At 49.8% G+C, this 22,803-nt stretch carries 34 protein-coding genes; 26 read left to right on the top strand and 8 right to left on the bottom strand.

Annotated features, from left to right (window positions below; genetic code table 11):
• Window positions 1-9 precede the first annotated feature (9 nt).
• The 5 genes from D7M11_RS02285 to D7M11_RS02265 all read left to right on the top strand — a co-directional run bounded on the left by D7M11_RS02285 (window position 10) and on the right by D7M11_RS02265 (window position 2,728).
• Complete coding sequence (locus tag D7M11_RS02285; protein WP_120745513.1) at window positions 10-393, top strand: VOC family protein; 384 nt, start codon at window positions 10-12, stop codon at window positions 391-393.
• Window positions 394-549: 156 nt separating this feature from the next.
• A complete protein-coding gene (locus tag D7M11_RS02280) occupies window positions 550-738 on the top strand; it encodes a YqaE/Pmp3 family membrane protein (protein WP_120745512.1) in 189 nt (62 codons plus the stop codon).
• A 152-nt stretch (window positions 739-890) separates the two neighbouring features.
• Complete coding sequence (locus tag D7M11_RS02275) at window positions 891-1,343, top strand: hypothetical protein (RefSeq protein WP_120745511.1); 453 nt, start codon at window positions 891-893, stop codon at window positions 1,341-1,343.
• A gap of 57 nt (window positions 1,344-1,400) precedes the next feature.
• Complete coding sequence (locus D7M11_RS02270; protein ID WP_120745510.1) at window positions 1,401-1,970, top strand: RNA polymerase sigma factor; 570 nt, start codon at window positions 1,401-1,403, stop codon at window positions 1,968-1,970.
• Window positions 1,971-1,972: 2 nt separating this feature from the next.
• Window positions 1,973-2,728, top strand: coding sequence for an anti-sigma factor (locus D7M11_RS02265; protein ID WP_120745509.1), 756 nt, complete (start codon window positions 1,973-1,975; stop codon window positions 2,726-2,728).
• Window positions 2,729-2,806: 78 nt separating this feature from the next.
• Here the strand turns inward: D7M11_RS02265 and D7M11_RS02260 are convergent, their stop codons facing one another.
• Both D7M11_RS02260 and D7M11_RS02255 read right to left on the bottom strand, forming a co-directional pair.
• A complete protein-coding gene (locus D7M11_RS02260) occupies window positions 2,807-3,706 on the bottom strand; it encodes an S-layer homology domain-containing protein (RefSeq protein WP_120745508.1) in 900 nt (299 codons plus the stop codon).
• A gap of 211 nt (window positions 3,707-3,917) precedes the next feature.
• Window positions 3,918-4,103, bottom strand: a complete 186-nt coding sequence (locus D7M11_RS02255) for a hypothetical protein (protein ID WP_120745731.1) — start codon at window positions 4,101-4,103, stop codon at window positions 3,918-3,920.
• 147 nt (window positions 4,104-4,250) lie between these two features.
• Between D7M11_RS02255 and D7M11_RS36260 the strand changes: the two genes are divergently transcribed.
• Together D7M11_RS36260 and D7M11_RS02245 are read left to right on the top strand one after the other, a co-directional pair.
• Window positions 4,251-4,505, top strand: coding sequence for a YolD-like family protein (locus D7M11_RS36260; protein WP_158606389.1), 255 nt, complete (start codon window positions 4,251-4,253; stop codon window positions 4,503-4,505).
• A 78-nt stretch (window positions 4,506-4,583) separates the two neighbouring features.
• Window positions 4,584-4,979: a hypothetical protein gene (locus D7M11_RS02245; RefSeq protein WP_120745506.1), complete on the top strand. Its 396-nt coding sequence runs from the start codon at window positions 4,584-4,586 to the stop codon at window positions 4,977-4,979.
• Window positions 4,980-5,042: 63 nt separating this feature from the next.
• On the opposite strand, the gene D7M11_RS02240 is transcribed toward D7M11_RS02245, so the two are convergent.
• The 4 genes from D7M11_RS02240 to D7M11_RS02225 form a co-directional block, all read right to left on the bottom strand.
• Complete coding sequence (locus D7M11_RS02240) at window positions 5,043-5,240, bottom strand: hypothetical protein (protein ID WP_120745505.1); 198 nt, start codon at window positions 5,238-5,240, stop codon at window positions 5,043-5,045.
• A gap of 16 nt (window positions 5,241-5,256) precedes the next feature.
• Complete coding sequence (locus tag D7M11_RS02235; RefSeq protein ID WP_120745504.1) at window positions 5,257-5,682, bottom strand: hypothetical protein; 426 nt, start codon at window positions 5,680-5,682, stop codon at window positions 5,257-5,259.
• A 460-nt stretch (window positions 5,683-6,142) separates the two neighbouring features.
• Window positions 6,143-6,637 carry a DedA family protein gene (locus D7M11_RS02230; RefSeq protein ID WP_120745503.1) on the bottom strand — a complete coding sequence of 165 codons (495 nt, stop codon included), beginning with the start codon at window positions 6,635-6,637 and terminating at the stop codon, window positions 6,143-6,145.
• Window positions 6,638-6,712: 75 nt separating this feature from the next.
• Window positions 6,713-7,762 (bottom strand): AI-2E family transporter, encoded by a 1,050-nt coding sequence (locus D7M11_RS02225; RefSeq protein WP_120745502.1) that lies wholly within the window; start codon window positions 7,760-7,762, stop codon window positions 6,713-6,715.
• A gap of 188 nt (window positions 7,763-7,950) precedes the next feature.
• On the opposite strand from D7M11_RS02225, the gene D7M11_RS02220 reads away from it, so the two are divergent.
• The 7 genes from D7M11_RS02220 (at window position 7,951) to D7M11_RS02190 (ending at window position 14,069) form a co-directional block, all read left to right on the top strand.
• Window positions 7,951-8,631 (top strand): response regulator transcription factor, encoded by a 681-nt coding sequence (locus D7M11_RS02220; RefSeq protein WP_120745501.1) that lies wholly within the window; start codon window positions 7,951-7,953, stop codon window positions 8,629-8,631.
• The gene (locus tag D7M11_RS02215) at window positions 8,628-10,397 is read left to right on the top strand and encodes a sensor histidine kinase (protein ID WP_120745500.1); all 1,770 of its coding nucleotides are present in this window, start codon (window positions 8,628-8,630) and stop codon (window positions 10,395-10,397) included. Before D7M11_RS02220 ends, D7M11_RS02215 begins: the two co-directional genes overlap by 4 nt.
• A gap of 526 nt (window positions 10,398-10,923) precedes the next feature.
• Window positions 10,924-11,901, top strand: a complete 978-nt coding sequence (locus D7M11_RS02210) for an ABC transporter ATP-binding protein (RefSeq protein WP_193556077.1) — start codon at window positions 10,924-10,926, stop codon at window positions 11,899-11,901.
• A complete protein-coding gene (locus D7M11_RS02205) occupies window positions 11,898-12,701 on the top strand; it encodes an ABC transporter permease (RefSeq protein ID WP_120745499.1) in 804 nt (267 codons plus the stop codon). The genes D7M11_RS02210 and D7M11_RS02205 overlap by 4 nt, the downstream gene beginning before the upstream one ends.
• Window positions 12,702-12,709: 8 nt before the next feature.
• Window positions 12,710-13,492, top strand: coding sequence for an ABC transporter permease (locus tag D7M11_RS02200; protein ID WP_120745498.1), 783 nt, complete (start codon window positions 12,710-12,712; stop codon window positions 13,490-13,492).
• Window positions 13,493-13,607: 115 nt separating this feature from the next.
• On the top strand, window positions 13,608-13,823 hold the full coding sequence (locus D7M11_RS02195; RefSeq protein ID WP_120745497.1) for a hypothetical protein: 216 nt from the start codon (window positions 13,608-13,610) through the stop codon (window positions 13,821-13,823).
• A 48-nt stretch (window positions 13,824-13,871) separates the two neighbouring features.
• A complete protein-coding gene (locus tag D7M11_RS02190; RefSeq protein WP_120745496.1) occupies window positions 13,872-14,069 on the top strand; it encodes a DUF4177 domain-containing protein in 198 nt (65 codons plus the stop codon).
• A 326-nt stretch (window positions 14,070-14,395) separates the two neighbouring features.
• Here D7M11_RS02190 and D7M11_RS02185 read toward each other — a convergent pair whose 3' ends face one another.
• Together D7M11_RS02185 and D7M11_RS02180 are read right to left on the bottom strand one after the other, a co-directional pair.
• Window positions 14,396-15,511 (bottom strand): site-specific integrase, encoded by a 1,116-nt coding sequence (locus tag D7M11_RS02185; protein ID WP_120745495.1) that lies wholly within the window; start codon window positions 15,509-15,511, stop codon window positions 14,396-14,398.
• Window positions 15,512-15,525: 14 nt separating this feature from the next.
• A complete protein-coding gene (locus tag D7M11_RS02180) occupies window positions 15,526-16,137 on the bottom strand; it encodes a LexA family protein (protein WP_275671642.1) in 612 nt (203 codons plus the stop codon).
• Window positions 16,138-16,323: 186 nt separating this feature from the next.
• Here D7M11_RS02180 and D7M11_RS36120 point away from each other — a divergent pair, with 186 nt between their 5' ends.
• From D7M11_RS36120 to dnaI, 12 genes are all read left to right on the top strand, one after another.
• The gene (locus tag D7M11_RS36120; protein ID WP_147433382.1) at window positions 16,324-16,536 is read left to right on the top strand and encodes an XRE family transcriptional regulator; all 213 of its coding nucleotides are present in this window, start codon (window positions 16,324-16,326) and stop codon (window positions 16,534-16,536) included.
• A 28-nt stretch (window positions 16,537-16,564) separates the two neighbouring features.
• On the top strand, window positions 16,565-16,789 hold the full coding sequence (locus D7M11_RS02175; RefSeq protein WP_158606388.1) for a helix-turn-helix domain-containing protein: 225 nt from the start codon (window positions 16,565-16,567) through the stop codon (window positions 16,787-16,789).
• A 40-nt stretch (window positions 16,790-16,829) separates the two neighbouring features.
• Window positions 16,830-17,060 carry a DUF7667 family protein gene (locus D7M11_RS02170; protein WP_120745493.1) on the top strand — a complete coding sequence of 77 codons (231 nt, stop codon included), beginning with the start codon at window positions 16,830-16,832 and terminating at the stop codon, window positions 17,058-17,060.
• Between the two features lie 15 nt (window positions 17,061-17,075).
• Window positions 17,076-17,246 carry a hypothetical protein gene (locus tag D7M11_RS36255; protein WP_158606387.1) on the top strand — a complete coding sequence of 57 codons (171 nt, stop codon included), beginning with the start codon at window positions 17,076-17,078 and terminating at the stop codon, window positions 17,244-17,246.
• A complete protein-coding gene (locus D7M11_RS02165) occupies window positions 17,243-18,097 on the top strand; it encodes a DUF3102 domain-containing protein (protein WP_120745492.1) in 855 nt (284 codons plus the stop codon). Before D7M11_RS36255 ends, D7M11_RS02165 begins: the two co-directional genes overlap by 4 nt.
• 15 nt (window positions 18,098-18,112) lie before the next feature.
• On the top strand, window positions 18,113-18,505 hold the full coding sequence (locus D7M11_RS02160; RefSeq protein WP_158606386.1) for an ORF6C domain-containing protein: 393 nt from the start codon (window positions 18,113-18,115) through the stop codon (window positions 18,503-18,505).
• On the top strand, window positions 18,498-18,755 hold the full coding sequence (locus D7M11_RS02155) for a hypothetical protein (protein ID WP_147433381.1): 258 nt from the start codon (window positions 18,498-18,500) through the stop codon (window positions 18,753-18,755). The genes D7M11_RS02160 and D7M11_RS02155 overlap by 8 nt, the downstream gene beginning before the upstream one ends.
• Window positions 18,756-18,860: 105 nt before the next feature.
• Window positions 18,861-19,613, top strand: coding sequence for a host-nuclease inhibitor Gam family protein (locus D7M11_RS02150; protein ID WP_120745489.1), 753 nt, complete (start codon window positions 18,861-18,863; stop codon window positions 19,611-19,613).
• A gap of 2 nt (window positions 19,614-19,615) precedes the next feature.
• Window positions 19,616-20,422 carry an ERF family protein gene (locus D7M11_RS02145; protein ID WP_120745488.1) on the top strand — a complete coding sequence of 269 codons (807 nt, stop codon included), beginning with the start codon at window positions 19,616-19,618 and terminating at the stop codon, window positions 20,420-20,422.
• Window positions 20,419-20,814: a hypothetical protein gene (locus D7M11_RS02140; protein ID WP_120745487.1), complete on the top strand. Its 396-nt coding sequence runs from the start codon at window positions 20,419-20,421 to the stop codon at window positions 20,812-20,814. The genes D7M11_RS02145 and D7M11_RS02140 overlap by 4 nt, the downstream gene beginning before the upstream one ends.
• Window positions 20,815-20,845: 31 nt before the next feature.
• On the top strand, window positions 20,846-21,769 hold the full coding sequence (locus D7M11_RS02135) for a Lin1244/Lin1753 domain-containing protein (RefSeq protein ID WP_120745486.1): 924 nt from the start codon (window positions 20,846-20,848) through the stop codon (window positions 21,767-21,769).
• A complete protein-coding gene (gene dnaI, locus D7M11_RS02130; protein WP_120745485.1) occupies window positions 21,766-22,674 on the top strand; it encodes a primosomal protein DnaI in 909 nt (302 codons plus the stop codon). Before D7M11_RS02135 ends, dnaI begins: the two co-directional genes overlap by 4 nt.
• Window positions 22,675-22,803: the final 129 nt, after the last annotated feature.

The raw sequence follows: 22,803 nt of genomic DNA, 5'->3' as shown, positions 1-22,803 counted from the left end.
GTGCTGAAAATGATCGAGTTTGAAAGATTACACCATATAAGTTTAGTCGTTAGGGATTTAGAACGAGCAAAAAGATTCTATTCAGATGTACTTCATTTTCAAGAGATAGAACGACCGCCATTTAAATCTAAAGGGACATGGTATGCTATTGGCGATCATCAACTTCATCTAATAGAAAATCCAAATGGTGAAACTTTACGTAAAAGTGATATTGATTCTGGTGATGGCCATTTCGCAGTCTGGGTCAAAAGTTACAAGCAAACTGTTGAATGGCTGGATCAAGCAAATGTACCCTATCAAGCGAGACCGCAAAGTGTTGCTGGATTTACTCAGATTTATATTATTGATCCGGATCATAATGTAATAGAATTTGATGCGGCATACAATTCATAGCTGAAGTTGAAGAGACAAATGACGATGCAACGTGGTATGGTTCTATAAGTAATATACTTACAAAAATGAGTATCTTTTCGATTCAAGTCGTGAAACCATCCATTACCATTTGCGTATCTTAAGGTAAATACTCATGCAGCCTGAGGAGGGTCACAAATGTACCTATTAGCGATATTGTTGCCCCCTGTAGCCGTTTTGTTTTGCGGCAAACCGGTGCAAGCTTTAATAAACTTCTTCCTGACTTTGTTTTTCTGGATACCAGGAGCGATACATGCGTGTATGGTCGTAAGCGAGCGTAAGCAAGATAAGCGAATGGAGAAAATGGCAAGGATGATGAGACATTAACCCTCCATGGATGGACAACATGGATCCTACTCACAAGTCACCTGTCGGCAGGTGACTATTTTCGTTTCCGCCGCAATTCTACTCCTGCCATTGTGCGCAACTCCGCTACCCCCTATAATAAAAACAAGAGGAAGAACATGGAGGAGAACTGATTGAAGCTGATCAAGCAGTCTACTTTGGATATCCCTCCGCAGCAGCTGTGGAGCTGTTTGAAGAGCACTCGCGCTTTCAATCGGGTGACGTCCCCTCTTATGACTTTTAGAAGCCGCGACGGACGTGAGCTGCCTCCAGAGTGGTCGGAGGGACAGGCGTACACGCTTTCGATGCGCCTGGCCGGGATCTTACCGCTAGGGCCGCATACGATTACGTTTGTTCGTATCGACGATCGCGCCCGGCAGTTGTCCACCGATGAATCCGGCTTGTTGATCAAGTCGTGGCTGCATACGATGACGATTGGCGATCTAGCCGGCGGCCGGTCCGTATTCAGGGACGAGCTGACGGTTCGGAACGGCATCTGGACTTGGCCGACCTGCGCAGGAGCTTATTTCTTTTTTGCTTATCGGCATTGGAAATTAATGCGGCTTATCCGGCAAGATAAGCTGTAAATTCATACATCTATACATCAGGCGGGTCGTCATAAGCGGCGGAGGAGTGCCGGGAACATGCATAAAGCAACCGATGGGGAACTGATGCAGTTAATACGCGGCAAAAATCGCGAAGCATTCGAGCAGTTGTACGACCGGTACGTGAAGCTCGTCTATTCGTTTGCGCTCAAGTCCGTTCAGAGCGAGCAGGCGGCGAAGGAGATCGTCCAGCTTGTTTTTACGCGCCTGTGGACGACGCAGAGCGGGTTCGATCCGGGCAAAGGGCTTTTCGTCAATTGGCTTATTACCGTCACGCGCAATATTACAATCGATTATATCCGCAAGCAGCGCAAACATGAGGGGGCTGTGGCCTTCGAACCGGATCAATGGACCAGCATTCCCGACGACAGCCGCAACACGCCGGAAGCGAAAGCGACGCGAAAATGGATGCGCGAACAGATTCGGGACGGCTACCAGCTGCTGTCCGAGAACCAAATCAAGCTCATCGAGCGGGTGTACTGGGAAGGATACACGCTCGGCGAAGTGGCGAAGATGAATAACGAACCGCTTGGAACGATCAAGAGCCGTCTGCATCAGTCGCTCAAAATATTGCGAAGGCATATGGTGAAGCAGGAGGAGGGGATTTGACTATGGAGACGAATAGCGGCACTCCTTGCGAGTATTTGCTGGATTGCCTGGTGGGCGATGCTACCGAGCAGCAGCGCAAGGCGTTTGAAAACCATTTGTCCGAATGCTCATCCTGCCACACCCAATGGAAGGAAATGAACGAGGTGTGGAGCGGCTTGCCGGATACGGTCGAGCCGGTGGAGCCGCCAGCTGAATTGAAAGAAGAAGTGATGGCGTTCGTTTTCGGCAGAAACATCCCGGAACAGACGGAGATAGTGTGCGATACACCGGCACGTCCTGCCGTCAGACCGAAAATACGGCGCTCCAAACGAAACTATTCGGTCGGAGTGGCGGTAGCCGCCGTATTCATGATCGCCTGCTTCTGGATGTATACGTCTCAAAGCGGTGATCAATCGCTGTTTACTACCGTTTCCGCTCAGCCGCTGTATGTCGAGCAAACGTATACGCTGCGTTCCTTTGACCGTTCTGCAGCGGATGCTCAGGGCACGGGCTGGATCGTTTGTCAGGGAAAGAACAAAAAGCTTGTGGTCAACGTGAGCGGTCTAGATTCTACGGCGGAAAACGAGGCATACCAGGTCTGGTTGATCCGCAACGGCCATAGGCAAAATGCAGGTACGTTCCGAGTCGATCCGAAAGGGAGCGGCGTCCTCATTTACGATCTGCCGCGCAAAAACGGCGAGTTCGATTCGATCGGCATTACGCGGGAGCCGGACAGCGAAGGAAGTGAGCCGCGGGGGCAGAAGGTGCTCGGCAACTAGATGGAAAGAGGGACTTACGGATTAGAGTCTGGTGAAGTCCCTCTTGTTTTGTGCCTCAACAGTTGCCGCGAGCCTAGGTTAGTCAGGGCTGTTCAGTACGGGCTCATAGGAGGAGGCGATGAATGTGTCGACTTTGGCTTCGGTGATGACCTGCGGATACATTTTGCCGGGGGCCGGCTCATGCATCACGTACGTGATGATGGCTTTGCCATCCTCTGTGAAGGCGATGGCGGATACCGAGATCCCATAGCCCGGGTTCGGCCGCTCGGCCCACGTAAGCGTCACTTTGTTTACTTCATCGTTAACTTTTGTAACGGACAAGGTCACGTCGGACTTGACCGGAACGGGCTTATGCTGTTTGGCGAACTGGATGGCGGCATGCAGCATGCGGGCCGCTTCGCTGCGAGTGATTTCTTGCTTGGGATAAAAGTAGCCGTCATGAAGCTCGGTCATTTTGCCGAGAAGCAGCTTTTGGATGCTGTTCATGTAATCCTTGTTGATCTGGTCTTCATCTTTAATAGCGACATACATTTCGACAAAGGCGTAATCGCCTTTCGTGCTTAAGGCGTGAAACAGCAGGTCGGCAAACTGCTCCTTGGTCATGCTTTGCGACGGATCGACGTCCTTCGGAATAGGTACACCGTTCAGATGAGCATACATAAACGAGGTGGCGTACCATGCGTCGTCTGCCACTTTCGTAAAATAGTCGCTGGCTTTGGGTTCTTTAATGAACCGCAGACGGTCTATGTTCAGATCGAACGCCTTCACGAGCATGGTAATTCCTTGCGCCATCGTCACTTTTCCTTTGGGAGCGAACATTTGTTCGTTAACCCCGCTCACAATACCGGCTTGTTGCAGAGCGTTAATATGATCTTCGTTCGGATCGCCCGACGTATCCGAAAATGCGTACGCCGATCCTGCCATCATCGCGATTGCGATCAAGATGGCTGTTACGGCCATCAGCAGCCGTTTTTTCATGTTCCCATCACCCTTTCATGCTGATATTCGGAAAGCTATCTTTCTCGTTTCTCATGTTCTCAAACGCAGCATAAAGTAAAAATGTTTCAATCGGGTTTCATTTTTTTGGGTAAAAGAAAAGGCACTCGCAATCCTTTTAACCGATAGACGGCAATAAGAAACGCCAGAACTAACGGAAATCTCCGTATTCTGGCGTTTTTTCTCTGCTTTGTTAGTCGTTTAGCCCGGCGCGGCATGCCTCCTCGCCTAGGGGATCTGCTCCGTTTGAGGGGGAATAGGCGATCAACGTCACCTTTTCGCCGGTCTCCTTATGCAGCCTCTCTTCCAGACGTACAATTTCCTGCACCAACGTAGGTTTGTTATCCAGGTCGGTAAACCGGTAATCCCGAACGGACATTGGGTATTCTCCTTTGTTTTTGCGGTATCGTTTCACCATACCATATCCCGAGACGGGGCGGATTATGCATACCGAAGCTTTGGGAAGTTGACGAAACGGTGGTCGATTTTATATAATAAGAACAAATGTTCTTGTTCGGGAGGAATAATGATGATGATACATACCGATTCGACCGATAGACGGAGCCGGCAGCATGAGGAAACGATCCGCTCGCTGGCCGTCGCGATGTTTACCGAGAAGGAAGCGATCGTTACGGTGCGCGGCGATAGCGAAGCCCAGACGATACAGGGGCGGATTACGAAGCTGGATAAGGAACGGAAACGGATTAAGATCGAGAATGCATTCGAATATTGCTGGATCGATTTTCCCGACGTGACCGGAATCGAGCTTATTCTCGACTAGCTCCGGTTGCATCCGCGGGTTCCCATCGGTTAACATATAGATCAGTTTCATAATTTGTCGTTGGAGCCGATCAAAGCCATGATAGCAACCGAAAACATTACGGGCAAATTAAAGGAAGCCGCCGAACAAGCGCGCAAATTGGTGAAGTTGCTTGAGGCGAAGCAAAATGCAGAAGGAATCAGCCATCTTTCTATACATGAGGTGTCGACAGCGCTGAAGCTTAGCCGATCGCTAGCGAAGGAAAGAATCGGCCTCCTGATCGATTTCGGCATCGTCCGAAAAAACGGCTTAAACGCCTATAAACTGATTCAGACGGATCTGGATTTATCGCCGTACGGCACTCTAAGCGAGCTGGCGAAGGTGATTACGGATATGCCGAACTCCACTTACGAAGAGCAGGCCGCAGCGTTAGGAATGACGGACAAGGAGCTCGAAGCCGCATACGGTCTGCTTATTTATTTGCTGCGCAATTGAGTGCGAAAAATGATGAAAAGCCCCGCAAGGACGGGGCTTGATGCTGCCGCTATGAGGCCTGGCTCAATATAAATCCCGAATCCGACGATTTTCCGGGGTACGCAGTTGTTTTTTGGATACGATAGCAATACCGGTTATAGCCACAACAATCAGCATACAGCTTTCGAAGAAGGAAATGTAGCCGTCATTTGCCCACATGAAAGCCAAGAACAGCAGCAGCCACATGTTTACATAGATGTATTCGTACAGCAGTCTCAGCATGTTAACCTCCTGCGCTTCATTCTCCCTCTATTTTATAAAAAAACGGTCGAAAAATGAAGGGCAAGGTAACTTTATTCTGCTGCAGAAGAGGCCGAAAAATCCGGCTCCCGGCCACCATGCCCACTGTGCGAGCCGCTTTGGCCGCCGTGCCAACCGCCTTGGCCACCATGCCAACCGCCTTGCCCACCGTGCGAGCCGCCTTGGTCACCATGCCAGCTGCCTTGGCCACCATGCCAGCCGCCTTGCCCACCGTGCCAACCGCCTTGCCCACCATGCCAGCCGCCTTGGCCGCCGTGCCAACCGCCTTGCCCACCATGCCAGCCGCCTTGGCCGCCATGCCAACCGCCTTGCCCACCATGCCAGCCGCCTTGGCCGCCGTGCCAACCGCCTTGCCCACCATGCCAGCCGCCTTGGCCGCCGTGCCAACCGTCTTGGCCACCATGCCAGCCGCCGTGCCAACCGCCTTGACCGCCGTGCCATCCACCTTGGGGATACATGTAAGCATATAAAGGGTACAGATAGGAATACGGGTTGTAAGCCATATGCATTCAGTCCTCCTTTTAGATAAGACAGCATATGTGCCACTGGGCTTGGGCGGTTCTTGGCAACTCGTTTTTGGGCTTATTCGCAGCCTTCCTCATCATTCCGGCCTTGCGCGCATATACTGCGGTAGAGGTGATAGCTGGAATGGAGCGGAACGGATCTGCCATTAGAGGTTTACTATTTGCGGTTCTGATCGTAGCCCCGGTATGGATCGTGCTGGCGTGGATATGGACTCGTTAGCAGGGCAGTCTGATCTTAAGATGAGGGCCAGGTCCTCTTATGCATAGGAGAAAGTGTCATCGAATCGGCATCCCAGGCCCGAAGGTCATTCGGGTTATTTGTTTTGCGGATGTGCCCGGTCATATAAAATCGAAATGATATCCTGCAAAGTAGCCGAGCGTTATGAAAAACAAACACCAGAAGAGCGCCCCGGCTCCGGCAAAAAGCAAATATTTGCGCTGACTCATGCCGCTCACGCCGGACAAGTAGCAGGTTAAGTGACGAATGCCCGGTATAAAATAGCCGAAGCTGATCGTCCACGGACCGTACCGGTGAAACCAGGTTTCCGCTTTTTTGAGCCGTTTCGGAGTCAGCTTGATCCATTTGCCGTATTTCCAGAGCACCGGCTTCCCCAGCTTGCGGCCGAGCCAATAACTGACGAGCATGCCGGTCATCGCCCCCAGCAGACTGACGGTAACGGCTGCCGGAAAGTTGAAAATGCCGATAGAGGTCAAGTAGCCGATAAACGTAAGCAGCAGCTCATCCGGCACGGGAATGCCGACGATTCCTAACGCAAGCAGCACATACAGCGCGATATACCCGTATTGGCCGATCATGTCCAGTACAACGTTCAATAGTTCTCACTCCGTTTGGGAAGATCTGGAGCACACCGTATCAACTATGAAGAAGGTGCAAGCAAGCTGGCCCGATTAGTTCCCGGAACGGTCGGCTGGAGCGGCGGGAGGCGGGCTCTTCGGTTTACCGATCGCTTGGACTTCCAAAATGTCCAGCAAAAAGACAAATGTCGGGATCCCGACGATCAGTCCCCATACGCCGAAAAAATGCTCCGAGAACAAAAGGACGATAAAAGTGAAAAACATCGGCAAATTCGTTTTCGACGCCATCAGCCGCGGGTTCAGCACATAAGCTTCCAAAGCGTGAATGATAGTAATGGTAATGAGCAAATAAACGATATACAGCAGTCCGCCGATACTGTAAGCGATGGCGCACAGCGGGATGAGCGATAAAAATACGCCGGCGACCGGGATGAGTCCGAGTACGAAGACGAGCAGCGACAGCACGAACAGATTCGGAAAACCCATCAATTTAAGCGCCAGCGTTGTGACGATGCAGTTGATAAGCGCGATCAGCAGCTGCGCTTCGATCACTTTGCCGAACGTATGAATAAATTTTTTGCCGAAAAACTCCACTTCGTTAAACAGCCAGCCGAGCTTGCTCGTGCGGAATTGCCGCGTGAAGCGGATGACGTTCTCTTTGCCGAGCAGCAGGAACAGGCTGAGCAGCAAGGCGAGAAACAGGTGCAGTCCCCAATTGCTTATCTTCATCACAAAGTCGAGCCCGTGTTTGACCATACCTTGAATATCGATCGTGTTCAGGAAAGAGACGAGGTAGCGGGCCAGTTCGCTGTCTTGCGGAATCGTGCCGATCCGTTTGACCAAATCGATGATTTGCCCGGTCTGGTTGATAAGTGCGGGAAACAGCTTGAAGCCGCCCAAGACGAGCAGTCCGACCAGCAGCGCGTACAGCAAGGACAGAATCAGCTTGGGGTTGACCGGAACGACCCGGCTAACTTGACGGTATACGAAGGAATGGATGCGATTCATCAGAAACGCAAACAGAAAGGTAAGCAGCATGATATTGAGCATACTGCGGAGCAGAAACAGGATCAGGCAAAACAAGGCGAGGATTCCGAAACGTCTGACGTCCTTGTGCTGGAAAAAAGCGACTATGTAGCTCATGGAAACATCCTTTCGGTGTGGGTCGGCTAAGGTTACCCCAGTATAACAGGCCGCTGTGTATTTCATGTGTTCATGATTCGTTCATTTTCGCAGAAGCCGGCGGACATACAAAAAACACATGCATCGGTTATACTGGAAGCTAAAGCGATAGATAAAGTAGAAAGCTTGCAAAACGGAGGGCTATTGCGATGCAGCGAAGCATTCTGCTTGTAGAGGATGAGAGCCGGATCCGCGAAATTGTCGCCGACTATTTCACCGACGAACAGTGGAACGTACACGAGGCGGAAAGCGGCATCGAGGCGCTGGACATGCTGGAGACGCTGAAGCCGGATCTTGTCATTCTCGATATTTTGCTGCCCGGATTGGACGGCTGGACGGTATGCAAGCGGATACGGGCGAAATCGGACATTCCGATCATTATCCTGACCGCAAGATCCGAGGACGACGACAAACTGCTCGGGTTCGAGCTCGGCGCGGACGACTACGTGACGAAGCCGTTCAGCCCCAAGCTGCTCGTGGCCCGGGCAAAAACGCTGATCAAACGCGTAGAAGGCACGGTCGGCAAAGAGGACCATCTCATCCGGTTCGGGCGGGTCATCATTCATAAAAGAGCGCATCGCGTCGAGATCGCCGGCGAAGTCATCGAGCTGTCACCAAAGGAGTACGAGCTGCTGCTTTATTTGCACAAAAATGCGGGCATCGTGCTTTCACGCGAGACGATACTCGATCAGCTGTGGGGATTCGATTACTTCGGCGATGTTCGCGTCGTTGATACGCATATCAAAAAGTTGCGCGGCAAACTCGGCGACGAAGCCCGTCATATTCGTACCGTCATCCGTGCCGGCTATAAATTCGAGGAGGACCGATGAGAAGCCGCGGCGTTGTAGTGAAGCTGTTTGCGATAACGGCTTTGCTGTTTTTGGTTTTTTATGCGATCGTGCTGCTCAGTCAGCTGCTATTTTTCGAGCAGTTTTACGAGCACCACAAGCTGACCGTTCTCGGCAAAAAGCTGAAGGCGTTCAGCCAGCATTACGACGAATGGAGGGGCGACAAAGACAGCGTTTCGCGCGAAATCGCCCAATTCATCAGCAAGAACAAGTCCCAGCTGTCGATCCTGACGCCGGAAGGCAAGGTCCTGTATGACAATCCGTTCCGAATCGTGATCAGGGAGAAGGACGGTCACCAAGTCAAAGTATCGCTGTCGACATTTGCGTCCAAAGCGCGCGACCTTCAGGCGGCGAAGCTGAAGCGGGGCGACCGGATCGAGGTGGAAGGCTTTTTCGAGGACGAGAAAGCCCGCGACTGGCTGTATCCGGTCGAGATCAAGAAGCCGGGCGTCAAGGAAATTCGCGGGCCGGACGGCATCGAAACGCCTTATCCGCGGGAGCGTATCTCCGGGGACATTACCGAATTACTGCTGCCCGGACTGAAGCAGTGGAACATGCGTCAAGGTATGCTGACACTCGCCCTTGAGGAATGGTTCCCTTTGTCGCCCGCCCATGCCGCGGTGCTGCAAAAGGGAGAAAGAGTCGAGGAGGAATGGACGGATTCGTGGAGCGGCGTGCGCAGCTTTATTGCGATTCAGCCGATCATGCGGGACGGCCGGGTATCGGAGCTAATATTTGCGTTCACGTCCTTGCAGCAAATTAGCGAAGCGTACGACGCGCTGCAGCTGTTCTACATCTATATCGGAATCGGCGGCTTTATACTGATCTTGCTGCTGTCGCTCGTGTTCTCGCGATTCATATCGAAGCCGATTGTGTCGCTCAACAAAGTGGCGCAGCGTATGGCGAAGCTGGACTTTAGCATACAATCGCCGATCCGGCGCAACGATGAGATTGGCAGTCTCTCGTACAGCTTGAACAGCTTGTCCGAGACGCTGGACACTACGCTGAAGGAGCTGCAGCTCGCGAATGAACAGCTGCGGGAGGACGTGGAGCATAAGAAGCGGATCGAGAACATGCAGAAGGAATTCGTCTCCGATGCATCCCACGAGCTGAAGACGCCGCTCAGTATCGTACGGGGCTTTGCCGAAGGATTGCGGGACGGGGTCGGAGAGAGCAAGCGCGAGCGGTATGTGGAGGTCATTCTCGACGAAACCGAGAAAATGGAGGAGCTCGTCAAAGATATGCTCGAGCTGACGAAGCTGGAGTCGAAATCGATCAAGCTGAAAAAAAGCGTGTTTTCCGTCAGCGAGCTGATGGAGGATATCGTCGACAAGCTGTCGCATCATTTGCAAGACAAAAACTTAAAAGTCGTATCCGTAGCGGCAAACGACCCGTTCGTTATGGCGGATCAGGGCAAAATCGAGCAGGTGCTGTTCAATATTATGATGAACGCGATCCGGCACGCGGTTCCGGATAGCGAAATTACGGTGCGCATTGACAATCACGGCGACATGATTACCGTCGCTATCGAGAATGAGGGGGAGCAGATTCCGGAAGACCAGCTCGATCATATATGGGAGCGGTTTTACAGAGTGGAGCGGTCCCGCAATCGCAAAACCGGAGGGACGGGGCTCGGACTCGCCATCGTCAAGCTGATTCTCGAGCTGCACGAGAGTCGGTACGGCGTGCGAAATACCGATAGCGGCGTATGTTTTTACATGGATTTGCCGAGCGGCAGCAAGCTATAGGAAAGGACGGAAAAGGCCGGAGAACCGGCCTTTTTTTCTTTAGCAAGTTTTGCAGTGTCTACATCTTACGATTAAACGTTCGCCCAAACGAAGATGAATGCGGATTTCTCTGCGGAACGATACACAGCCTACTGTAATCCGTCTCGGACTTCCGTCACATGTTACGACGACGAATTGACCGGGTCTAAGCGTAATGCGACGCGTAAAAAACGGAATTCCACACGAAAGAGCGATTGCTTGTCCGCGCCTCAGTCGGATGACGCGCGAACGTCTGAAAATGTGAGTAACCATGGTGCCTCCCTCCCTTCTCTTAGCAGTAGATGAGAGAATGGCAGATATGGTGACGACTTTTCCAATAAATGTGATCGTGTTCGGGATGACGGAAGCCTGCTTCGATCAGAAGCTTTTGTTCTAATCGATTTTTCCCTTGTTCCCGGCTGCGGCGAAAACTAAAATGATATATTGCTTCTGAAAAAAAAGGAAAGTTCCGAATCCATATGTTTAGCCGGGGAGGCGAAAGTGACAAGTGATTTCCGTATCAGACTTATCCAAAACGTTTCGGGTGGCCAAGCGCGCAAGCGGGCTCGGACAAGCGATGAAAGCGTTGTTTGTCCGGGAGTTTGCGATGGTGCAGGCGTTAAACGAGATTTCCTTCGACATCCGTCAGGGAGAAATTGTCGGTTATATCGGTCCGAACGGGGCGGGCAAATCGACCACGATCAAAATCATGAGCGGCATTCTCGTGCCTGACGATGGCAGCTGCACCATTATGGGGTACACGCCCTGGAAAGACCGTGTGTCGTATGTCAAACACATCGGCGTCGTCTTCGGACAGCGATCCCAGCTGTGGTGGGATGTGCCTGTGATCGATTCGTTCGAGCTGCTGCGCGACATTTACAAAGTGCCGCCGGGCGACTACCGGTCGAATCTTGACCTGCTTGTAGAAACGCTGGAGCTGCAAAGCCTGATCCATACGCCGGTCCGCCAGCTCAGTCTCGGACAGCGGATGCGCTGTGAAATCGCGGCATCGCTTTTGCACGGCCCCGACATTTTATTTCTCGATGAACCGACGATCGGTCTCGATGCCGTATCCAAAATCGCCGTCCGGCAGTTTATTAAAACGATCAACGAAGAGAGAGGCGTTACCGTCATCTTGACGACGCACGATATGAGCGACATTGAGGCTTTGGCGAACCGGATCATTCTCATCGGCGGCGGCAGCGTCCTTGTCGACGGCTCGCTGAGCGAGCTGCGCACCCGGTTCGGGGTGCACAAGAAAGTGATCGCGGACTACCGCGAAACCGATAGCGCGATCCGCATCCAGGGCGTGACGGTACAATCCCGTTCCGCCGGACGGGCGGTGCTGCTCGTCGACACGGAGCAGACGAAAATATCCGGCGTCATCGGCGAGCTGTCGGAGCAGGTCGAGCTGCTGGATGTATCGATCGAAGCGGAGCCGATTGAGGAAGTTATCGTGAAGCTATATAAGGAGTACCAGATATGAGAGCGTACTACTCCGTATGGAGACTCCGGATGCTGCTCGGGCTGCAATATCGGACGGCCGCCATTGCGGGCGTGCTGACGCAGTTTTTTTTCGGCTTCCTGTTCATTATGGTGTTCGAGGCTTTTTACGCTCATGCCAGCGGGGAGCCTCCGATGACGCTTACGCAATTGATCGTTTATTTGTGGCTCCAGCAATCGTTCCTCGCCTTTATTATGCTGTGGTTCCGGGATAACGAGCTGTTCGATCTGATTACGACAGGCAACATCGCGTACGAGTTGTGCCGTCCGGCCGACATCTATGGCTTCTGGTACGCGAAGCTGCTGGCGCAGCGGTTGTCGAGCGCGCTGCTGCGCTGCTTGCCGATTCTCATTATCGCGTCGCTGCTGCCGCATCCGTACCGGTTGACGCCGCCGCCGTCCCTTGCAGCTTTACTGTTGTTCCTTGCGGCACTGTTCCTCGGCCTGCTGGTGCTGGTTGCGATCTCCATGTTCATCTACATTTCGGTGTTTTACACGATGTCGCCGGTAGGCTCGCTGCTTCTGTTCGGCGTCATCGGCGAATTTTTGGCGGGCATGACGCTACCGGTTCCGCTTATGCCGGAGTGGCTGCAAGCGATCGTGGGCTGGCTGCCGTTTCATTTGACGGCCGACTTTCCGTTTCGCGTCTATTCGGGTCATATCGCCGGGGACGAAGCGCTGCGCGGCATCGGTCAGCAACTCGTCTGGCTTGCCGCGTTGCTGCTGTTCGGTAAATGGGCGCTCGGTCGGTCGCTGCGAAGAGTGGTCGTACAAGGAGGGTGAGGCGAAACATGAAACTGTATTGGAAATACGTGCTGATCCTGTTCAAGTCGCAATTGCAGTACCGCACTTCGTTCTGGCTGCTGACGATCGGGCAGTTTTTCATTCCGTTCTCGCTGCTCGCCGGCGTCTATTTCCTGTTCGAGCGGTTCGGCCAATTGAAAGGGTGGAGCTTCTACGAAGTCGCCTTAATCTTTGCGGTTATTCATATGGCGTATTCGATCAGCGAATGTTTCGCCCGCGGCTTCGATTCGTTCTCGAGCCTAGTCCGAACTGGCGATTTCGACCGTTTGCTCGTTCGTCCAAGGAGCACAGTGATCCAGGTACTCGGCTCCAAATTCGAGTTTACGCGGTTCGGCAGGCTGGTGCAAAGCATCTTCGTGCTCGTCCTCGCCATTAACGGCCTAACGATCGAATGGAGCGTGCTCAAGGCGGTTACGCTGGTGCTGATGATAACGAGCGGCGTGTTTATTTTTACGGGCATTTTTATACTGGCCGCCACGCTTTCCTTCTGGACGATTCAAGGGATGGAGGTCGCCAACATCTTTACCGACGGCGGGCGGGAGATGGCGCAGTATCCGCTGAATATTTACCACAAGTGGATTTTTCGCTTTTTTACCTTCGTCATTCCGTTTGGCTGCGTTAACTACTTTCCGCTGTTGTATGTGCTCGGGAAAACCGAAGGCAGTGGCCTGACGTATATGCTGACATCGCTGGCCGGCGTGCTGTTTCTCGTGCCTTGCCTATTCGTTTGGCGATTCGGCGTTAGACATTATCGCTCTACGGGTTCCTGACGGGGAGTGCCATGCAGCCGCGCAGGCTGAATAAAAATGGCTTGCAGGAAGGGGATTGGCTTCCATTCGCAGAATTACTCCTTATCCATCATCAAGAGGAGATGAAGCTGGAAGCATGCAACCGACCAACTCAACAGGTTCCATCGTCAAAAAAATCGGCATCGCCATTATGGTCATCGGCATTGCCGGTGCTATCACTTTGGGGCAATCCGAAGGCTGGTTAAGCACCGTAGTGTATTCGATTGTCAGCCTAGTTACGGGCTCGATCCTGATTTCGCTTGCGGAGATCATCAAGCTGCTTCAGGAAATCGCAAACAAAGGCAAAGAGTGAACCGGCAATCGCGATATTGCAATTGGATCAAAGGAAGGAACGATCGGATTGGAACAGTGGGAATACCGAACGCTCAAGTTTTTTACCAAAGGTTTTTTTAGCGGAGGAACGCTGGATATTAAGGAATTCGACAAGGAATTAAACGGCTTGGGAACGAGCGGGTGGGAGCTTGTCTCCTGCTTCGATACGAATCAGCATCAAGGCTCGTCGAAGGAAGTCATCTGTGTGTTTAAGAGAAGAAAGTAGCGGAGCAATTGATCTGTTGCGCCGAAGGGGCTTTGCCCTCTCGGCGTTTTTTGCTAGTTAGAGATGCATGAACATCGACAAAAAGGAAAAGAAGCCTTGCGGCGCAAGGCTTCTTGGTGATGATCTGTAGTGGGCTCGAACCACTGACCCCTACCCTGTCAAGTAAGGGCAATTGTTTTATTAATAGTGTACGTTAGTGTATGGTAGTCCTGAAAACCCTTATATTACGGCATTTTTGCGTAGGTGAAGTGTATGTTAATCCGTTCAAAAATCACTATGTTTTTTTGTTGCGTTGGCAAAATGTTGGCAGATGTGGGCAAAAAAAATCAGCTGAACAACAAGCGCCCAACCTTGTCTGCTGCTTCTTTTTGCATGTGTGGTAAAACGTGCGAATATATTTCGAGAGTCGTTCTCATATCTGCATGGCCAAGTCGTTCGGCGACAACTTTCGGATGAACACCTTGTGTTAGCAGTAGTGTGGCGTGAGTGTGTCTTAAGTCGTGAAACGTTATCTGCGGGACCTCAGAACGTTCTAAAAGTAGATAGTATGAGCGTGAGAGGTTGCGCGGTGTAATCGGTGTCCCTTTGCTTGTTGGGATAACTAAATCGTGGTCCGTATACATCCCTTCGCTCTTAAGACGATTCATCAAAATACGAGACTTTTGTTTACGCAGTTCTTTCACTAACTCGACATCAACGCTAATTGTCCTATTTCCTGATTTTGTTTTGGCGCCAGCACTCAATTCTTTACCATCATGGGAGAGTGTTTGAACAATTCGAATTATTCCGGCATCCAAATCAACATCTTTCCAACGCAGTCCAAGAATCTCACCTTGTCTCATGCCGGTTCCTAAGGCGAGTAAAAAAGCTATATAGTTCTGATGCTTCTTAGCAAATGCCAGGAACGTCTTCGCTTGTTCAGCATCCCACACTGATAATTCTTTTCGATTAACTTTAGGTTTTTCGACAAGTGATGCTGGGTTTTTAATAATCATTCCCCATTTTAAAGCTTGTCCTAGTGCGGCGGTCAATACTTTGTGGGTATCCCGTACAGTGCCCTCAGAAAGGTGCTTTTCACTAATCAGCATTGCATAAAGTGTGCTGATTTCAGCTGGAGTTAGTTTGGCAAGTTCAATCTTGCCAATTGCAGGAATTATGTGATGTTCAATATGATGTTTATAGATGGAAAAGGTATTTTTCTTTAGTCCTATACGTTTCGACTCTAACCAATCAATTAAATATTTTTCAAGTGATTGTTTTACTGGTTTCTTATATTCGCTATTTTCAATTTGAACGATTAATTCTGCCGCAGCTGCCTGGGCTTCTTTTTTTGTGCGAAAACCACCCTTTTCCTTTTGACGTCTTTTACCTGTTGATGGATCGGGGCCGAGATCTACGATATAGCTCCAATTATCTCCTCTTTTTCGAAAAGACCCGTTCACAGATGTTTCCCTCCTTAGAATTTGATTGTTACCATTCTGAGTTTCCCAATTATTGTTGCACCTGTAGGTGGACAAAAAATAGGCGGGTATGCAGCGTTTTCGCTTTGAAGAACTAACTGATCACCATTTCGGTAGACCCTCTTTAGGACAGCTTCGTCATTTATAAGGACGGCAGCGATTTCACCATTCTCCACTTCAGGCTGCTTGCGAATCAAAAGTAAATCCCCATCCTGAATCCGTGCGCCGATCATACTATCCCCCTTTGCTCGAAGATAAAAGTAATCCCCACCATTCAGCCATTCCTTTGGAGTCGCTTCATATCCCTCAATATTTTCATATGCGAATACACCGTCACCGCAGGAAATCTTTCCAACGATCGGAAGGAGTACCATAGAATCTGTTTCAACTAGTGGAGAATTACTTCCGTATTCGTCGTCCACAAGGTAGTCGAGGCTACAATTGAAGTAATCAGCAAGTTTCCGTAATGTAGATAACTTAACGTTATCGGTTCCTTTTTCATAGAAGTTTACGATCGTGGTATAGGGTACGCCTGATTCGCGAGCCAGCTCCATGCGACTAATTTTTTTGGTTTTCATAAGTTCATTTAATTTATCGGTTAGAAGCACTTTTCTTCCACTCCGTTTACGTTTTGTGGTAAGTATACACCTTATTTTATACCATGTAAAGCATTTTATATACCACGCACGGTAAAAATTGTGTCAGATTGTGTTGACAAATACCACGCGCGGTATTATCATTGCCTTACACCTACCACGCATGGTAGACATGCAAACAAGACTGGAGGTGATTACATGTTCAAGAATCTTCGAGCGGAAATGGCGCGAGAGGGAGTTGATGGAAAATCAATAGCTGCGGGAATCGGAATATCGAACAAAGCATTCAGTAACAAGATCCTAGGTAAAACCGAGTTCACCCGCACTGAGATGTTAAATATCCACCGGAAGTATTTCCCAAAATGCTCCATTGAATACCTGTTTAATATGTCGGATTCAAAAACTGCATAAGCTGTGCGATACGAAGGGAGGTGATTCCTTGCCCAAACAAAATGATGTCCTAAAACTTGATGAGTTGCCAGATGTCTTAACCGCACAAGAGATTGCGTGCTTTCTCCGGGTCGATGTGCGAAGGGTTTATGACAATTTAAAGCTAAAGCCGAATGCCGGTGGTATCCCTCATGTCAAGATGGGAAAACAAATGAGAATTTATAGAAGTGATTTCATTTCTTGGATGGATAAGCAACGAGGGGGAGCGGCTTGATAGAACACGTTCAACGCCTTGAAAGTGAGAGTGTTGCCAAATGAGCACCGTGGATCAGCGTCTACTCGAGATCATCGGCATCATGCTCGAAAAGCGGGAGCTTACCCCTATGGAAGCGCATGAGCTGCGCGAGTCGCATCGGTTTATCGTTGATCGGGAACGTAAGCGTGCCCGGCTGCTGAATCTGCTGTTCGCGGCACGGATTGGCAAGGATTGGATTTGGTTTGAAAAGCTGACGAATGAGTACAACGCTTTTAATAAGCTGTACTGAGAGGAGGTGAACAGGTTGAAAACGGTCAAGGATTTAATAGTTGAGCTTTTGGATCATCCGATGGATGCAGAAGTGTTTGTCGAGGTAAACGGCGACGAGGAGCACGTCATCGAAGATGTTAGTGTTTATGGGTACGGGTCGAAACGACTGCTTCTGAAAATCGAAATACCGGAGGAAGAAGGATGAACAACGTTGTCCCTTTAGCTAACGACTTGAATATCATAACGGCGGAAATTAATTCGTACAAACAAGTCGCCGGGCAGTCGTTATTCGAAATTGGTAAGCGATTGAAGCATGTTAAGGAAAATGATTTAGCGCATGGGCAATTTACTGGTTGGTTGGAGTCAGTAGAAATTTCACCAAGAACAGCTCAAGCAATGATGCAAGCTTATGAACAATTTGGAAATGCGCAGACATCTGCGGTTTTGTCGACGGGGAAAATTTTCGAAATGCTCTCACTTCCCGAGTCCATCGATCGTGCCGAATTCGTTCAGCAGGGGCATGTCATACCGTCTACTGGCGAGGTAAAGACAGTTGATGAAATGACGGTAAAAGAGATTCGGGAAGTTAAAAAGAAACTGCAAGAAGTTGAAAAGGAAGCCGAGAAAGCCCGAATTGAAGCGGCGCATTTTCAAAAGCTGTGGAACCAAGAGAAAGACAAACCACCAAAAGTTGTTCGTGAACAGGTCACTATCGAGAAGCTTCCTGAAGATTATGACATACTCCGTCGGGATGCTGCCAAACTGGGGCAATTAAACACCGAAAACATGCAGCTCACAATGGCAAATCAGCAGCTACAGCACAAACTCAACGAGAGCAAGACTGCTAAAACGTCGATTCGAAGCATTAAGGAAAACTACGCCGAACTAATCAAAACCTTATCAGCCCATCATGCGGCAGCCATGTATGAACTCGCACTTGTACAAGGGAACCTCGAAGCCATGCAAGCCGTCGATGCCTTTGCACATCAGTTTGACGAGTTGGTGCAAAAAATCTTCGCGGACATCAAACTGATGACCGAAATTCAAAAAGTTTAGGAGGAGGGGATGGAAATGTCAGAAAAACAACTTGCACCAATGGACCGTTGGGATATCATGCTCAGAACCAGCGAAAACATGATTAACAAGATTCAAGACCACGATTTACGTCTTGTTTCACTAGAAAAGCGAATGGATAAAGTTCCGGCTGATTACCGGCAAATCCAAAACATCCATAAATGCGCGGTTGAACGAGTAACCGCATTACTCGGTGGATATGGGACGCCACGTTATAAAGCGGAGTTTCGAAAAACGATAGCGCGGCTTTGGAAGGACTACAAATCATTATTCGGCATCGTCAGTTACCACGACACTCCGACCGGGTTATACGATCAGGCCATATCTTATATCCAGCACTGGAACGGTCCGATCGAAGTCGTAGGAGAGAAGGTGGAGCGCATTGGCTAACTTGGATCGCTTTAACGACAATGCGTTTCGCTTCTTCAACCAGCCGTATATGTTTGGAAAAGGATTGTCGATCGAAGTCGAAGATGATGTTGCGTATATAATGCTCCGGGTCAAACCCGATGTTCGTGACACTGTGAAATGGATCGCCGATGCATGTGATGGCGATGCCAAAGACTTAACCCGAATCATTCCGATCGGCGAAGCCATTGAAGACTATGAACTGTTCTACGGCACAAATGAAAAAAACTGACCCTGGCAGGTCAGCTTGTGATCGAAAATTAAATGTTTGTGGCGTAAATCACTCTGGCAAGTGAATTTACGCCTCCAATATAACATATCGTGCGGAGGGTTGTAAATGAATGGATTACAACAGGTAGAGCTTGATGAACTGAATGAATTTTTCCGTGATGTTTTGGGGCTGCCGGGAATAGAAAGTGCGGATGAACTGGAAAATCCCGATGTGAAAGGCCGTTTTAAAATAAATAATCTTGAGGAACTGAACTGGGTTATGCGGAAGATCAGCGCCTTCAAGGTAACGATAGCCAGCACCGAAGACCTTGCGGAACAAGAGGTCAAGCGTATTAATGACTGGAAAAAACGGCAGATCAAACCGGCCGAACAAGGGATTACCTTTTTTTCGGAGCTGGTACGAGAATGGGCCAATGGACAACGGGCCAAGAACGCCAAGTTCAAGAGCCAGTCCACGCCGTACGGCAGGGTAACCTTTCAGAAACAACAACCGGAATGGCTTTATCGCGATGAATCCCAAACAGCAGACTTTCTCCTTAGCCAGGGGTTGACGGAACTGGCTGAAGTGAACAAGGTCATTGCAAATAAAACGGAGTTCAAAAAGAAGACGGAGCTTCAAAGAAACGTGTTTGTCAAAGGCGGCGTAATCGTTGATTTCGGAGCCGAAAACGAATTAACTGGCGATATTGACGGCATGGAGTATGCAAAGCGCGGCGAATATGTCCTGTCTTTAGAAACTGGCGCGATCGTGGAGGATGTCATATTTAAGGCTACAGTCGCTGCTATTGGAAAAAAAGTCGTGCCCGGTGTCGAAGTAAATGACCGGCCTGAAGCCGTTGTCGTTAAACCGGAGGTGTAAATATGGAACATATCCCATTCGATGTACCTACAACGGATCTTCCCAAACTAATGCAACCTCCGTTTGGATATCGCCATGACCAGTGGCTTGCAGCTCGCCGGGATTTGGCGTTGAAAAAGAGCAAGGCGCGTGAAATGGTCAAACGGATCGCTAAGAATGGCACTAACGAGGAGCACGGCTACAGTTTCGTTGAGGCTGCGGACGTTTACGATCTGATGCGGCCGATACTCGCGGAATGCCAACTCGGCTTTGAGGTTGAGTTTATACAAAAGCGTGTAGAAAGAGCGATCGGTAGCTCGGCGACCATTACTGATGTTGATTTACTCATCACATATATGGATTTAGAAACCGGTTATTTTGAACAAAAGATTCTTAATGCTACAGGATTGGATCATGGTGACAAAGGCATCTACAAAGCCTATACAGGCGGCGAGAAGTACGCACTGATTATTGAATTTATGATTCCTACTGGCGGAGACGCAGAGGGTGGCAGGCCGACGAAAGCGGTAGAAGCTTCTGGAGCAGAACAAGAGCCTCCTCAAGAACCGGCCATTTCATCGGAGCAAATCGGACAAATCAAGCTCAAGGTCGAGACGCTTTGTAAAGTTCCTGGTGAACCAGTTGAACAGCGGACCAGACGTGTGAATGGTATGTATTCGAGCCTAGCAATGAAGCTGCAACTCAAGGAACTTAATGTTGCGCTTCTGTCCGGATTGAGTGAGGGTCAGGCTGAAATAGTTTTGCAGCACCTGGATGAATGGTTGGAGAACCGTAGACAGTTTGAGGAACGCAAGGGAGTAGCGAAATGAATCTCGACCATTACCTAACCGAAATCAAGCAATACAAGAAATTGGCTGATGAGCTGCCGGAAGACAATCCGGCGGCTCTCATGAAAAAGATTGAGATTTTGACCAAATGCCTTGTCCTTGTTGGTGATGTGTCAGCCGAATGTGATCGTCTCTATAAACGCATACACGTTCAAAGGGACACGGAGTATGCCCGGGTTTATATAACAGCAGAAAGGCCCAAGAAGGAGTGGGCTGAGCTTCTGACGACGGAAATACGGGAACTTGAAGCTGAATCTTATGGGCGTATGCAACAGTACCGTAATGAGTTTGAGAGTATGCAAGAAACGTTACACGCCTTGCGCCTGAAGATGCGGGTAAGCTTCGCAGATGGCTCGCTAACAGTACGTCACTAGACTATTAGTTCCGAAAGGAGGGTTGGGAGGTGTGAAGGACGCCTATTACTTCTCGCATGACAGCAATGCCCGGCATGATCCGAAAATGACGGCTATGCGAAGCGTGTACGGAGCTGCTGGATACGGATGGTTTTGGATACTGGTTGAAATGATGCGGGATTCGGCAGATTACAAGTTAGACATGCAAAGCAAATACATTTGGAATGCATATGCACAGCAAATGGGATGCACAGACGCTGCACATGCAAAGCAATTCATCATGGATTGCATCAACGAATTCGAACTTTTCACTTCGGATGACCTTACATTTTGGTCGAATTCTCTGCTCAAGCGCATGAAAAAACGGGAGGTCGTTGTAGAGCAGCGAAGGAAGGCCGCTAGGACAAGATGGGAGAAGTATGACGAAATTTCAGAACCAGAAGGCGGACCGATGCAATTGCATGACGATTCAAATGCAAATGCATCGGTAGCAGATGCAGATGCTATGCGAGATGATGCGAGTGCAATGCAAAATTATGCAAAGGAAAGGAAAGTAAAGGAAAGTAAAGTAAATGAAAATAAAGAAAAAGAGATAGATATATACGACCGGCACGAAATTGAAGAACGGATTCGAATCTTAATCAACGAATTACGAATCAAGGGAGCCGGTGTTGATGGGCTTGAAACAGCCTACTGGTATATCGGACGTGTAGAGCCTGGTGTCATTGAAAAAGCCTTAAAGAAGGCCGAAGGTACTCATATCAATTACTTCGTCAAAACAATCAACGGATGGATCGAACAGGGCAAGACGACAGTAGAGTCGATTAGCTCATTCCCGAAATCAAATGGCGACGTAACAAGCAGTTTGCCAGAATCACTACGCGATCCTCAACCAGAGGCGGCAGAGAGCCAAGACCCGGACCCTGAATTTGAAAGTCTCCTTGCTGAACTTCGGTCGACAGAGGTGAGGACATGAAGAGTGCTGCCGATGAGTTCGCGAAATGGGTAAAGCCGGACTTGTATCGAAAATTACAAGAGCAACGAGAAAGGCTAGAGCAGCATCCGGCCGTCAAGCAACTACGAACAGACTTCCCTGATTCTGAAGCCGATCATAACAGCCTGTACCAGTTGACTCGAAGCTATGACGAATGCAATCGCTGCACCGGCTTAGACGGCTGCAAAAACGCTTTAAAAGGCCACTTCCTTGTGCCGGTCAAGAATGGTGAAACGATAAGCCTCACGAACAAAGCATGTGGTCACCAATTGGCATTCGAAAAGCAGGAAGCGATCAAGCGGAACATATCAAGCCACTACATTCCAGATAATATTCTGAACACTAGGTTCGAAGATTTGGAACAGGATGCTCAACGAGCCGAGGGGATAAAAGCGGTCTTAAAATTCTGCCTCTCATTCAAGCCAGGTCAGCATAAAGGGATTTATCTCTACGGTCCTTTTGGGGTAGGGAAGAGCGCGATTATGGCAGCAGCGGCTCGGGAATTGGCAAGTCGGAACACAGATGTGCTAATGATTTACGTCCCCGACTTCCTTGGAGAAATCAAAAGTGCCATTAAAACGGGCGATGTAGAAAGCAAACTTAATGCATTGCGAGAAGTGTCGGTCCTAATCTTGGATGACATCGGCGCTGAGCCGCTAACAGCATGGACGCGTGACGAGGTGCTCGGTCCGGTCCTCCAAAGGAGGATGCAACGCCTTCCAACGCTCTACACCTCGAACCTTATGCTTGACGAATTGCGCAAACACCTCAGCCAAGCGAAGGACGAGAGGGAACCGAATCTAGTCAAAGGTGCCCGACTCATGGAACGTATTGAACCATTTGTGACAACGGTGCGAGTAGGCGGAAAAAATCGGCGCAGGGCGTGAGGAGGAGGGCAAAGACATTGTGTATCCTATGCGACGGATCGATGGTTGTTGTAACAAGTCTAGGAGGCATCAAGGGGCTGAATTTCGCTCCTTGTCCTCTATGCGCAATACCAGAGCTGCCCGAAGATC

It is taken from the genome of Paenibacillus ginsengarvi, assembly GCF_003626695.1.
Classification (GTDB): Bacteria; Bacillota; Bacilli; order Paenibacillales; family NBRC-103111; genus Paenibacillus_AB; species Paenibacillus_AB ginsengarvi.
Note: the sequence above shows the minus strand (reverse complement) of the source record. Positions and strands in the feature narration are given on the sequence as shown.

Coding starts and splice junctions, on each gene's coding strand:
- D7M11_RS02285 (WP_120745513.1), top strand. CDS start 10: ATGATCGAGTTTGAAAGATTACACCATATAAGTTTAGTCGTTAGGGAT.
- D7M11_RS02280 (WP_120745512.1), top strand. CDS start 550: ATGTACCTATTAGCGATATTGTTGCCCCCTGTAGCCGTTTTGTTTTGC.
- D7M11_RS02270 (WP_120745510.1), top strand. CDS start 1,401: ATGCATAAAGCAACCGATGGGGAACTGATGCAGTTAATACGCGGCAAA.
- D7M11_RS02265 (WP_120745509.1), top strand. CDS start 1,973: ATGGAGACGAATAGCGGCACTCCTTGCGAGTATTTGCTGGATTGCCTG.
- D7M11_RS02260 (WP_120745508.1), bottom strand. CDS start 3,706: ATGAAAAAACGGCTGCTGATGGCCGTAACAGCCATCTTGATCGCAATC.
- D7M11_RS02255 (WP_120745731.1), bottom strand. CDS start 4,103: ATGTCCGTTCGGGATTACCGGTTTACCGACCTGGATAACAAACCTACG.
- D7M11_RS36260 (WP_158606389.1), top strand. CDS start 4,251: ATGATGATGATACATACCGATTCGACCGATAGACGGAGCCGGCAGCAT.
- D7M11_RS02245 (WP_120745506.1), top strand. CDS start 4,584: ATGATAGCAACCGAAAACATTACGGGCAAATTAAAGGAAGCCGCCGAA.
- D7M11_RS02240 (WP_120745505.1), bottom strand. CDS start 5,240: ATGCTGAGACTGCTGTACGAATACATCTATGTAAACATGTGGCTGCTG.
- D7M11_RS02235 (WP_120745504.1), bottom strand. CDS start 5,682: ATGGTGGCCAAGACGGTTGGCACGGCGGCCAAGGCGGCTGGCATGGTG.
- D7M11_RS02225 (WP_120745502.1), bottom strand. CDS start 7,762: ATGAGCTACATAGTCGCTTTTTTCCAGCACAAGGACGTCAGACGTTTC.
- D7M11_RS02220 (WP_120745501.1), top strand. CDS start 7,951: ATGCAGCGAAGCATTCTGCTTGTAGAGGATGAGAGCCGGATCCGCGAA.
- D7M11_RS02215 (WP_120745500.1), top strand. CDS start 8,628: ATGAGAAGCCGCGGCGTTGTAGTGAAGCTGTTTGCGATAACGGCTTTG.
- D7M11_RS02205 (WP_120745499.1), top strand. CDS start 11,898: ATGAGAGCGTACTACTCCGTATGGAGACTCCGGATGCTGCTCGGGCTG.
- D7M11_RS02200 (WP_120745498.1), top strand. CDS start 12,710: ATGAAACTGTATTGGAAATACGTGCTGATCCTGTTCAAGTCGCAATTG.
- D7M11_RS02195 (WP_120745497.1), top strand. CDS start 13,608: ATGCAACCGACCAACTCAACAGGTTCCATCGTCAAAAAAATCGGCATC.
- D7M11_RS36120 (WP_147433382.1), top strand. CDS start 16,324: ATGTTCAAGAATCTTCGAGCGGAAATGGCGCGAGAGGGAGTTGATGGA.
- D7M11_RS02170 (WP_120745493.1), top strand. CDS start 16,830: ATGAGCACCGTGGATCAGCGTCTACTCGAGATCATCGGCATCATGCTC.
- D7M11_RS02165 (WP_120745492.1), top strand. CDS start 17,243: ATGAACAACGTTGTCCCTTTAGCTAACGACTTGAATATCATAACGGCG.
- D7M11_RS02160 (WP_158606386.1), top strand. CDS start 18,113: ATGTCAGAAAAACAACTTGCACCAATGGACCGTTGGGATATCATGCTC.
- D7M11_RS02150 (WP_120745489.1), top strand. CDS start 18,861: ATGAATGGATTACAACAGGTAGAGCTTGATGAACTGAATGAATTTTTC.
- D7M11_RS02145 (WP_120745488.1), top strand. CDS start 19,616: ATGGAACATATCCCATTCGATGTACCTACAACGGATCTTCCCAAACTA.
- D7M11_RS02140 (WP_120745487.1), top strand. CDS start 20,419: ATGAATCTCGACCATTACCTAACCGAAATCAAGCAATACAAGAAATTG.
- dnaI (WP_120745485.1), top strand. CDS start 21,766: ATGAAGAGTGCTGCCGATGAGTTCGCGAAATGGGTAAAGCCGGACTTG.